The sequence below is a fragment of the Coprobacter sp. genome (genome assembly GCF_982436375.1).
In genome coordinates, this window is record NZ_CEWDCG010000111.1 from 1 (window position 1) to 10,021 (window position 10,021).

At 38.8% G+C, this 10,021-nt stretch carries 9 protein-coding genes and 3 tRNA genes; 6 read left to right on the forward strand and 6 right to left on the reverse strand.

The genetic code is table 11. The features are described 5' to 3' along the window. Window positions 1-66: 66 nt before the first annotated feature. From AC1WHX_RS07535 to AC1WHX_RS07560, 6 genes are all read right to left on the reverse strand, one after another. Window positions 67-558: a GNAT family N-acetyltransferase gene (locus AC1WHX_RS07535; protein WP_303116701.1), complete on the reverse strand. Its 492-nt coding sequence runs from the start codon at window positions 556-558 to the stop codon at window positions 67-69. Between the two features lie 55 nt (window positions 559-613). Beyond that, a tRNA-Arg gene (locus tag AC1WHX_RS07540) sits at window positions 614-687 on the reverse strand. A gap of 14 nt (window positions 688-701) precedes the next feature. After that, a tRNA-Arg gene (locus AC1WHX_RS07545) sits at window positions 702-775 on the reverse strand. A 30-nt stretch (window positions 776-805) separates the two neighbouring features. Beyond that, window positions 806-878: transfer RNA gene (locus AC1WHX_RS07550), tRNA-Thr, on the reverse strand. A 98-nt stretch (window positions 879-976) separates the two neighbouring features. Continuing rightward, window positions 977-2,509: a DUF4270 family protein gene (locus AC1WHX_RS07555; RefSeq protein WP_022602874.1), complete on the reverse strand. Its 1,533-nt coding sequence runs from the start codon at window positions 2,507-2,509 to the stop codon at window positions 977-979. Between the two features lie 9 nt (window positions 2,510-2,518). Beyond that, on the reverse strand, window positions 2,519-3,340 hold the full coding sequence (locus AC1WHX_RS07560; protein WP_270214558.1) for a glycogen/starch synthase: 822 nt from the start codon (window positions 3,338-3,340) through the stop codon (window positions 2,519-2,521). A gap of 300 nt (window positions 3,341-3,640) precedes the next feature. Between AC1WHX_RS07560 and panC the strand changes: the two genes are divergently transcribed. The 6 genes from panC (at window position 3,641) to AC1WHX_RS07590 (ending at window position 10,019) form a co-directional block, all read left to right on the forward strand. Further along, window positions 3,641-4,486, forward strand: a complete 846-nt coding sequence (gene panC / locus AC1WHX_RS07565) for a pantoate--beta-alanine ligase (RefSeq protein ID WP_302544845.1) — start codon at window positions 3,641-3,643, stop codon at window positions 4,484-4,486. A 29-nt stretch (window positions 4,487-4,515) separates the two neighbouring features. After that, window positions 4,516-4,866: an aspartate 1-decarboxylase gene (gene panD, locus AC1WHX_RS07570; protein WP_031258929.1), complete on the forward strand. Its 351-nt coding sequence runs from the start codon at window positions 4,516-4,518 to the stop codon at window positions 4,864-4,866. A 111-nt stretch (window positions 4,867-4,977) separates the two neighbouring features. Then, the gene (locus tag AC1WHX_RS07575; RefSeq protein WP_302544842.1) at window positions 4,978-6,300 is read left to right on the forward strand and encodes an MATE family efflux transporter; all 1,323 of its coding nucleotides are present in this window, start codon (window positions 4,978-4,980) and stop codon (window positions 6,298-6,300) included. Between the two features lie 213 nt (window positions 6,301-6,513). Then, entirely contained in the window at window positions 6,514-7,836 is a 1,323-nt protein-coding gene (gene ffh, locus AC1WHX_RS07580) for a signal recognition particle protein (protein ID WP_009316655.1), read from the forward strand. Window positions 7,837-7,955: 119 nt separating this feature from the next. After that, a complete protein-coding gene (gene folD / locus AC1WHX_RS07585) occupies window positions 7,956-8,840 on the forward strand; it encodes a bifunctional methylenetetrahydrofolate dehydrogenase/methenyltetrahydrofolate cyclohydrolase FolD (RefSeq protein ID WP_022390962.1) in 885 nt (294 codons plus the stop codon). 90 nt (window positions 8,841-8,930) lie between these two features. Further along, window positions 8,931-10,019, forward strand: coding sequence for a CapA family protein (locus AC1WHX_RS07590; RefSeq protein WP_122337425.1), 1,089 nt, complete (start codon window positions 8,931-8,933; stop codon window positions 10,017-10,019). Window positions 10,020-10,021 lie beyond the last annotated feature (2 nt).

Genomic DNA, 10,021 nt, shown 5'->3' on the forward strand with positions numbered 1-10,021 from the left:
ATTGAAAATAGATTGATATATTCCAAAAGTCGATATTATTTTATATAGAGAATCGCACTTGTTTTATCAGAGTTTTTTTTCATAGCATATAAAATTCCCTCGATTTCTTGTTATCGTTCCGGTTTTTGTATATCCTAATTGTTCATAAAGGTTTGCTGCTGTATGGTTGCTGATGCGGGTATCCAGTTGTAACGATGTGTATCCTTGTTCATGGCCAAATGTTTCTGCAAAATTCATTAATCGGCTTCCGATGCCCTCTCTTTGTCGATGAGGATCAACACATAGTCGATGTAATACTAAGGGTGATGTTCCGGAATTTTTCCATATAATACTTTGGTAGTCGGGATCTGGTCCGGGAACAAGAGATATGATGCCGATGACAATATGGTTGTCTTCATAAAGATATAGATACTGATTATCTATATCTTTAACAAAAATTTCTTTGGTGGGGTAAGTTTCGTTCCAACCAGAAGATGATTGTCCGGATATTATCGTCCTGGTAATTAATCCCATGATTTCTTCTATATCATTTTCTTTTGCCAGACGTATGGCCATCATATTCGGTTGTTAATATATAAAAAACAGTTCTTCATAAATATGAGAACTGTAAAAGTGACTCCGACAGGATTCAAACCTGTAACCTTCTGATCCGTAGTCAGATGCTCTATTCAGTTGAGCCACGGAGCCGTTTTATAAATATGTGACCGCGACAGGATTCAAACCTGTAACCTTCTGATCCGTAGTCAGATGCTCTATTCAGTTGAGCCACGCGGCCGTTTCATTGCCGAATCCGGTTTTGTTTTTGAGCCGCAAGCCGGAATCGAACCGGCGACCTTTTCATTACGAGTGAAACGCTCTACCGACTGAGCTATTGCGGCGAAAACGGTGCAAAGGTAGTGCTTTTTTTCTAAAATACTACTTTTTGATGCACCAATTTTTTTCTTTTTTAGGTGCTAAAATTATATATTCCTATATATCAATATGTTTTTGTACTGTAAACCATCTCAATTTTTATATTTTTCGTATCAAGTTCGACAAATGTCGGAGCTGAGATATAAGGAGTTATTGCATTGATTATTGTTCCGTAATAATCACTGGTCGTTGTAGAAAGCATAACTGGGACAAGAATGAGATCGGAGTCGATGGGATAACCGTTTTCTATGCTTCCTCCATTGGGATTCTTTTGTATGATATTGGTAATAAATCCTCGTATGTTTCCGAAATCGTAGGTATTTGTCGTTGAATTATAAGATGCGTAGAAGTAATTCAACCCATCGGTTAATTTGCGATCGAGGAAGAACTGATTCTTGTCCATTTCTACAATATCTCCATTACTGTCGGCAACTTTTCCTCCGGCGCGCATCAGCAATAGATAGGGAGGAGGGGTAAGCCCGTAGTTTGAGAAAATATCGTTTGCTGATTTCTTAATGGGAATTGAAAAGTTTATTGCGTTTATCAATCCAGATACAGCTCCTGTATTTTCAGCTTCTTCCGGTACTACTTCCCGGTATTTTTTTATAATGTCCGTAACCGGGAAAGTTATATGGGCATCGTAACCGTCAGGAGATTTTATAATTGCACGGTCATCGGCAATGGCATTTTCTATATAAGATGCGTTTGTCGATATGATATGGTTGATTGTCGGAACTTCATTGCTTGAAACCAAAACAGAAGTTGTCGCTTTGTTTACTACAAGGGGGTGAGTTCCGTCGTCATTTGTTATATCTTCATTTTCTTCCAGACCACCACCGCCTTGGTCGTTATATACATACGTATCGTGGTATATTTTAATTACTGAAGAAAGAATATTGATCAATACGCCTTTTCCGTAAGTATTTGTTACATAAACACCTGGGAAGAAGTCTGCTATATCGCTTTCTGTTAATATGCCGCCTTTGTCATTATATAGTTTGAAAAATTCTTGTGCCAATTCTTTGGATGTGTGTCCGGGACGTGCTAACTTGATTTTGATGATTCGTGAACCATCGCTATTGATTAACGAATCAGGATAACTTTGCCGAGAAGTTGTATAAATTTGCTGTCCGAGTATTTCTTCAGGTGAGAAATAATCTGTGGGATCAAGATTGCTGTATATCGGTTTCTCAAGCACTTTATTAAGCGGATATACACTTACTTGCATCGGGGTCAGAGAATCTCCTAAAAAGCTGCTGGGCAGAAATCCGAGTTCGAGAACCAAAGAATCCAGCATATCTTCTGTAACCAGTCTGGAATCGAATTTGGCTATCGGTCTCATCTGAGTAAGAAAATCTGCACGTATAGATCCGTAATCTACCATATCGACAGCTCCGAGCATTTGAATAATGGTACGATTCGTGACAGGACCGGCAGGAATGGAATATACCGAATCGGCAGTTGTATATGCTAAAGAGTTATCTACTTTAATAGAAATAAGTGTATCGTCGATCGATGTCCCTATTTTGTTGATGTCGTCATTACAAGAGATCGTTAAGGCGATCAGGACAAATGGTAATAACCAATTTAACTTCATACTGGTTTATTATTTATGAGCGTTTTCCCATACAACGTCATAAAATTCGTTGTATGCATCGATATAGTTCTCCGGATCTTGATAAGGTAAAAACGGAATGCCGGCATTTTTAGTATATTCGAGAATGTCCGGCTGCATTGTTTCGCTTGCCTGAATGACTCCGTCCGAAAAACGTATGGCCAATTTAGTGAGTTCAGAGAAATCTATCGGTTTATCAGTAAAATTCAAGTCTTCTTTCCGTATGCCTTCCAATAGAAGTTTGTCGGAGAAAGATGCCGGGAAAGGAGAGTTGAAACTATTATTATAAGAAGAGTAGATAACTTTGGTATCTCTGAAACACGGGTCTTCGGCATAGGCTTTTTTAATATAAAGAGGAGCTAATGCTGTCATCCATCCGTGACAATGAATGATGTCCGGTACCCAACGAAGCTTTTTGACAGTTTCCATTACACCTCTCACAAAGAAAATGCTTCGTTCATCGTTATCGTCAAAACTATTTCCGTTTTCGTCTTCGGTAGTGAATTTTCGTTGAAAGTAATCTTCATTATCTATAAAATATACTTGCATGCGGGCTGTCTGAATAGATGCGACCTTTATGATCAAGGGATGGTCTGTGTCATCGATAATGAGATTCATTCCCGAAAGTCTTATCACTTCGTGTAATTGGTTTCTCCGTTCGTTGATATTCCCGTATTTGGGCATGAATGTTCTTATTTCACGACCTCTTTCCTGAACTCCCTGAGGGAGATAGCGACAAACGTTCGCTATTTCCGATTCAGGCAAATAAGGAGTTATCTCTTGTGCAATAAATAATACCTTAGTGGCTTTCATTTTATAAATTTCTCTTGTCTCAATATTATTCTGCAAATATAATAAAAAAATCATCTTGAATCTCCAAATATTAGAAGTATTAACAAGCTTTCCGTTTATATCGGGTAAAAATGCAGATAAAATAAGTTTTGTTAGAGCCCGTATAATTAAATCACTTTATCTGAAAATTAGGCTAAGCTTTTATTGGAAAAGTATGCTTCTTCGGTATCTTGATAGTATGTTTTTTTAATTTTCTTGTCAGAATACTTCGGGATGTGGGTTTTATTTACTTCTTTTGCACCGATTTTTAAAATTATGGTAATGGAAGTTGTTACTAAAATAGCTGATTTACAGAAGAAAATAGCTGAAATACGTACCAATGGCGGTACTGTAGGGCTTGTCCCGACTATGGGAGCATTGCATAACGGACACCTTGAATTGGTGAAACGTTGTGTCGCGGAAAACAGTATTTGTGTGGTTAGTGTATTTGTAAATCCTACTCAGTTTAATGATAAAAACGATTTATTGCATTATCCCCGTACTTTGGATGCTGATTGTAAGTTGTTAGAATCTGCAGGTTGTGCGATAGCATTTGCTCCAGAGGTTGAAGAGATGTATCCTGTTGAGGATACTCGGGTTTTTAACTTGGGAGCTGTAGCGGAGGTTATGGAAGGCAAATATCGTCCGGGACATTTCAACGGAGTCGCTCAAATTGTAAGTAACCTGTTCGATGCCGTACAGCCCGATCGGGCATATTTCGGTGAAAAAGATTTTCAACAGATTGCTGTCATACGTTCAATGGTAAAATTATTGAATTATCCTGTGGAGATTGTCGCATGTCCGATTGTGAGAGAAGATGATGGTATGGCATTGAGCAGCCGTAATTTACGTTTGACCCCCGAACAGAGAAAAAATGCGGTGAGCATATCTCAGACTTTGTTTAAAAGTCGTACCTTTGCCGAACAACATTCGGTTGCTGAAACGATAGACTATGTCGTGAATACATTGAATTCTGTGCCGGATCTAGATGTGGAATATTTTGAAATCGTAAATGGGAATACATTGCTCTCGGTAAATGATTGGTCAGATTCGGATTATATTGTAGGATGTATTACGGTATATTGCGGGGAGGTGAGACTGATCGATAATATCGCTTATCGCCGTTAATGGAAAGCCTGAATTTAAAACAAAAAGAAATGCTGGTAGAGGTAGTAAAATCGAAAATACACAGGGTTACGGTCACGCAAGCCGATTTGAATTATATCGGTAGTATTACGATTGATGAGGATTTGATGGATGCTGCTAATATTATTGCTAACGAGAAAGTGTATATCGTAAACAATAATAATGGTGAACGTTTTTCTACTTATGTTATTAAAGGGGAACGTGGTTCAGGAGTTATCTGTTTGAATGGAGCTGCAGCCCGTAAAGTGCAGCCGGGAGATGTCGTGATTATCATGGCTTATGCGATGATGGATTTTGAAGAAGCTAAACACTTTACTCCTGCTGTAATATTTCCCGATACAAAGACAAATAAGCTGATTTAATATTGAAAATAAGAAAATTCGGAATTTGTGACTTGACATTTCCGATAGAGATAAATTAAGAAAACCCGTCATTTCGATGGGTTTTCTTTCACTTAGACAATATTGTAAATTATGTATACAAAAAAAGAGATATGGAAAATATCTTATCCCATATTGATCAGTCTCGTTGTTCAGAATTTGATTAACATTACTGATACGGCATATTTAGGGCATGTCGGAGAAGTCGAATTGGGAGCTTCGGCTTTGGCCGGTGTTTTCTATATGGCTATCTATATGATAGGATTCGGGTTCAGTATCGGTTCTCAAATTCTTATCGGCAGACGTAACGGAGAGAAACGTTATGAAAGTATCGGAACGATAGTTGTGCAGGGAAGCTTGTTTTTGGTTATTCTCGCATTTGTGTTGTTCGGTATTTCTCATTTTTATGCTCCTCATCTAATGCGGAGTATCATTTCCTCAGAGGTAGTTTTCAGTGCGACCATGCAATATCTCGATTATCGGATATATGGGTTATTCTTTTCTTTTGTTGCTGTCATGTTTCGTGCGTTTTATGTCGGAATAACTCGGACTAAGATATTGACGGTGAACGCATTGGTAATGGCTATTGCAAATATTGTATTCAATTATATGTTTATATTCGGGAAGTGGGGGTGTCCTCAAATGGGAATAGCCGGGGCAGCTTTAGGCTCTGTACTTGCTGAAGCACTTTCGTTATTTTTCTTTATTATTTATACAATTTGCAAAGCAGATATTCATAAATATGCTTTTTTTGAGACGATACACGTCGATGTTAAAGTAATTGCCCGTATATTGAATATCTCGGTATGGACTATGTTGCAGTCTTTTCTGCCTATTATCACATGGTTCTTTTTCTTTATTTCTATAGAACATTTGGGAGAAAGACCTTTGGCTATATCGAATATCGTTCGTAGTATATCGACGTTGTTCTTTATGCCTGTAAATGCATTTGCTGTGACTGCAAGTTCGTTGGTGAGCAATGCAATCGGTGCGGGAAAATTGGAGGAGGTTATGCCTATAAGCCGTCGGATAATAGGTCTTTGTTATATGATTGTTATTCCGATGATGGCGTTGGTCTATTTGATACCTGCACCTGTTTTGAGGATATATACCGATTCTGCATCTTTACTTCAAGATTGCATTCCTGCACTGTATGTGATGTTGGGATATTATTTTATTGCCGTGCCGGGAAGTGTTTGGTTCAATACGATGTCGGGGACGGGAAATACACGTTCTGCGTTGTTGGCAGAATTGGTTACGGCTGTTGCTTATACTTTGGCCATTTATTTTCTGATATTCCGTTTGCGACCTAATATTGCATCGTGTTGGATCGTAGAGTATGTTTATTGGGGAGTTTTGTTGTTGTTTTCGTTCATATATTTGAAAAAAGCCGATTGGTGGAATAAGAAGATATAGAACCTGTTTCAATTTTGTTGATGTTGGGTTTGAGAGGGTATTGTTTTGTTTTTAAAAGAGGATGCGAGTTATCTGACAAATGAGAACAGCCCGAAAAAAATGCGAAGATGATTTGATATAATCTCTTCATCGGGAAAATTTAAACAGGCTCATAGATAATCCCAACCTTTTTTGTATTTTTGCACTTTCAGAAATTAAAACAGAAATATTACCATGTTTGAGAATCTTAGTGACAGACTTGAGCGGTCATTTAAAATATTGAAAGGTGAGGGCAAAATTACGGAAATTAATGTTGCCGAAACTTTGAAAGATGTGCGGAAAGCTTTGCTCGATGCCGATGTTAACTATAAAGTTGCTAAGCAATTTACCGATACTGTTAAGGCTAAAGCCTTAGGAATGGATGTCCTTACGGCTGTGAAGCCGAGCCAGTTAATGGTTAAGATCGTTCATGATGAGTTGGCTTTGTTAATGGGGGGAGATTCTGTCGACGTCAATATTACCGGATCTCCGGCAGTGATATTGATGTCAGGTCTGCAAGGTTCGGGTAAAACGACCTTTTCCGGTAAGTTAGCTCAACTGCTTAAGGGAAAACGCGGAAAGAAGCCTTTATTGGTGGCTTGTGATGTTTATCGTCCTGCTGCAATCGAACAGTTGAAAGTGTTGGGTGAACAGATTGGCATTCCGGTTTATAGCGAACCGGATTGTAAAAACCCCGTTCAGATTGCACAGAATGCCATTAAACAAGCTCGTCAGGACGGACAGGATTTGGTCATTGTCGATACGGCTGGACGTCTCGCTGTAGATGAAGAGATGATGCGTGAGATAAAAGCAATCAAAGATGCCATAAACCCGAATGAAATACTGTTCGTTGTCGATTCTATGACAGGGCAGGATGCTGTTAATACAGCGAAAGAGTTTAATGATCGTCTTGATTTTACCGGTGTTGTTCTTACCAAATTAGATGGAGATACTCGTGGTGGTGCGGCGTTATCGATTCGGACGGTTGTCAACAAACCGATAAAATTTGTGGGAACAGGCGAGAAGATGGATGCTCTCGATGTTTTCCATCCGGCACGTATGGCAGACCGTATTCTCGGAATGGGTGATATTGTTTCTTTAGTGGAACGAGCTCAAGAACAATACGATGAAGAGGAAGCGAAGCGATTACAAAAGAAAATTGCGAAAAACCAGTTTGATTTTAACGATTTTATCAGCCAGATACAGCAGATCAAGAAGATGGGTAATCTGAAGGACCTTGCTTCGATGATACCGGGTGTCGGTAAAGCGATTAAAGATATAGATATTGATGACAACGCATTTAAAAGCGTCGAAGCCATTATTTATTCGATGACTCCGAAAGAAAGGAGTAATCCTGAATTGTTGAACGGCAGCCGTCGTCAAAGAATTGCAAAAGGTAGCGGAACATCAATACAGGAAGTAAATCGGCTGATAAAACAATTTGACCAGACACGGAAAATGATGAAAATGGTAGCGGGTGGAAAAATGGGAAAAATGATGCCCAGAATGAAACGCTGATATGAATTTTGATATAGGAGAGGAGAGAGTTTTTTACTTTCTCCTTTCTTTATTTTGTAATATGAATAGAGTCCATTATATTTGTTTTGATTGATCTAAAAAATTGAAAATTAAATAATATGCAATTAATCGACGGGAAAGCTATTGCCGATCAGGTAAAACAGGAAATTGCTCAGGAAGTTGAGCTAATTAAAGCAGCAGGAGGGAAAATTCCCCATTTAGCAGCTGTATTAGTGGGGCATGATGGAGGAAGTGAAACTTATGTCGCCCATAAAGTAAAAGCATGCGAACAATGCGGATTCAAATCTACATTAATTCGTTTTGAGAGTGATGTAACAGAGGAAGAGTTGCTTAGAGAGGTAGATAGATTGAATAAAGATGAAGATATAGACGGATTTATCGTACAACTTCCTTTACCTAAGCATATTTCGGAACAAAAGGTGATTGAGGCAATTGATTATCGGAAAGATGTGGACGGATTTCACCCGATCAATGTCGGACGTATGTCTATCGGACTGCCTTGTTTCGTTTCGGCGACTCCGGCAGGTATAATGGAACTGTTGAAGCGTTATGACATTGATACGAAAGGGAAACATTGTGTCGTATTGGGGCGTAGTAATATCGTTGGGAAACCGGTTGCGACGTTGATGATGCAAAAGTCAAATCCGGGAAATGCGACAGTTACCGTATGTCATAGTTACTCTGAAAATCTCAAGGAAATGTGTTTGCAGGCAGACATCATTATTGCAGCATTGGGAGTTCCTGAATTTTTGAAAGGGGATATGGTAAAAGAAGGAGTTACCGTTATAGATGTCGGTACGACGAGAGTTCCTTCGGATAAAACAAAATCGGGATTTAAGTTGACCGGTGATGTGAAGTTTGATGAGGTTGCTCCGAAGTGTGCATATATCACTCCTGTTCCCGGAGGTGTCGGTCCTATGACAATCGTTTCTTTAATGCGTAATACACTGTTGGCAGGAAAGAAAGCAATCTATAAAGATTGACGAATTAAAAAAGAGAATAAACTATCCTGTTTTAATATTTTGAAATTAAAGCAGGATAGTTTATTTTTATAACCGTATAAATTCTAATTTATGAAAACACGATTTTATCTCCTGTCCCTTTTCTTTTTAGTTTCAGTATATATACAAGCTCAACAACGTATTACGCTTTTGTTTGCAGGAGATGCGATGCAACATCTGGCACAAATAGAGGATGCCCGGACTCCATCGGGGTATAATTATGATTCGTGTTTCGTACAAATCAAGAATGAAATACAATCTGCAGGATTGGCTGTTGTTAATTTGGAAGCTCCTTTAGGCGGATTTCCGTATTCCGGTTATCCTCAGTTTTGTGCTCCGGATGCTTTTGCTCAGGCTCTCAAAAAGGCCGGATTCGATCTGTTTTTAACGGCAAACAATCATTGTCTTGATCGTCGGGAAAAGGGACTGGAGCGTACTATACGGCAATTGGATTCTTTAGAGGTTTTTCGTGCAGGAACGTATTGTTCTGAGAATGAACGTAAACGTTTACATCCTTTGCTTTTACGAAAAAACGGAATACGATTGGCCTTTTTGAATTATACTTATGGTACGAATGGAATACAAGTGCGTCCTCCTTATATCGTTAATTATATACAACTCGAGAATATATTACGAGATGTAGAAACTGCAAAGAAGAACGGAGCTGATGTGATTATTGTGTGTCCTCATTGGGGGGACGAGTATCGAACTCTACCGAATGTTTCACAAAAAAAATTAGCGGATACATTGGTCGATGCCGGAGTACATCTTATAGTGGGAGCGCATCCTCACGTAGTACAACCGATTGAAGCTCGTTTGGATTCTATAGGTAGAATTAAGTCTGTAGTCGCATATTCTTTAGGTAATTTTATTTCTAATATGAAAACCCGAACAACAATGGGAAGTATTGTTTTCAAAGTTGATGTTGTAAAGGATTCGTCGGATATACGTATCGAAAATCCTCGTTATGCCCTGATATTTACTCAGCGACCTGTACATGTTTCGGAACAAGGTTTTACCGTACTTCCGGCTGCTCGTTGGCTGGCCAAAGGCGATTCAATACCATCATCTTTGTCGATTCCTTTAGCCCGTTTTGTTCAAGACACAAGGAAACTTTTTTCACAACAAAATAAAGGCACGGTTACAGAGTATGAGTTTTAGAG

What these genes read in the sequence shown, in the direction of transcription:
- AC1WHX_RS07535 (WP_303116701.1), bottom strand. Translation starts at nt 558, where the DNA reads ATGATGGCCATACGTCTGGCAAAAGAAAATGATATAGAAGAAATCATG.
- AC1WHX_RS07555 (WP_022602874.1), bottom strand. Translation starts at nt 2,509, where the DNA reads ATGAAGTTAAATTGGTTATTACCATTTGTCCTGATCGCCTTAACGATC.
- AC1WHX_RS07560 (WP_270214558.1), bottom strand. Translation starts at nt 3,340, where the DNA reads ATGAAAGCCACTAAGGTATTATTTATTGCACAAGAGATAACTCCTTAT.
- panC (WP_302544845.1), top strand. Translation starts at nt 3,641, where the DNA reads ATGGAAGTTGTTACTAAAATAGCTGATTTACAGAAGAAAATAGCTGAA.
- panD (WP_031258929.1), top strand. Translation starts at nt 4,516, where the DNA reads ATGCTGGTAGAGGTAGTAAAATCGAAAATACACAGGGTTACGGTCACG.
- AC1WHX_RS07575 (WP_302544842.1), top strand. Translation starts at nt 4,978, where the DNA reads ATGTATACAAAAAAAGAGATATGGAAAATATCTTATCCCATATTGATC.
- ffh (WP_009316655.1), top strand. Translation starts at nt 6,514, where the DNA reads ATGTTTGAGAATCTTAGTGACAGACTTGAGCGGTCATTTAAAATATTG.
- folD (WP_022390962.1), top strand. Translation starts at nt 7,956, where the DNA reads ATGCAATTAATCGACGGGAAAGCTATTGCCGATCAGGTAAAACAGGAA.
- AC1WHX_RS07590 (WP_122337425.1), top strand. Translation starts at nt 8,931, where the DNA reads ATGAAAACACGATTTTATCTCCTGTCCCTTTTCTTTTTAGTTTCAGTA.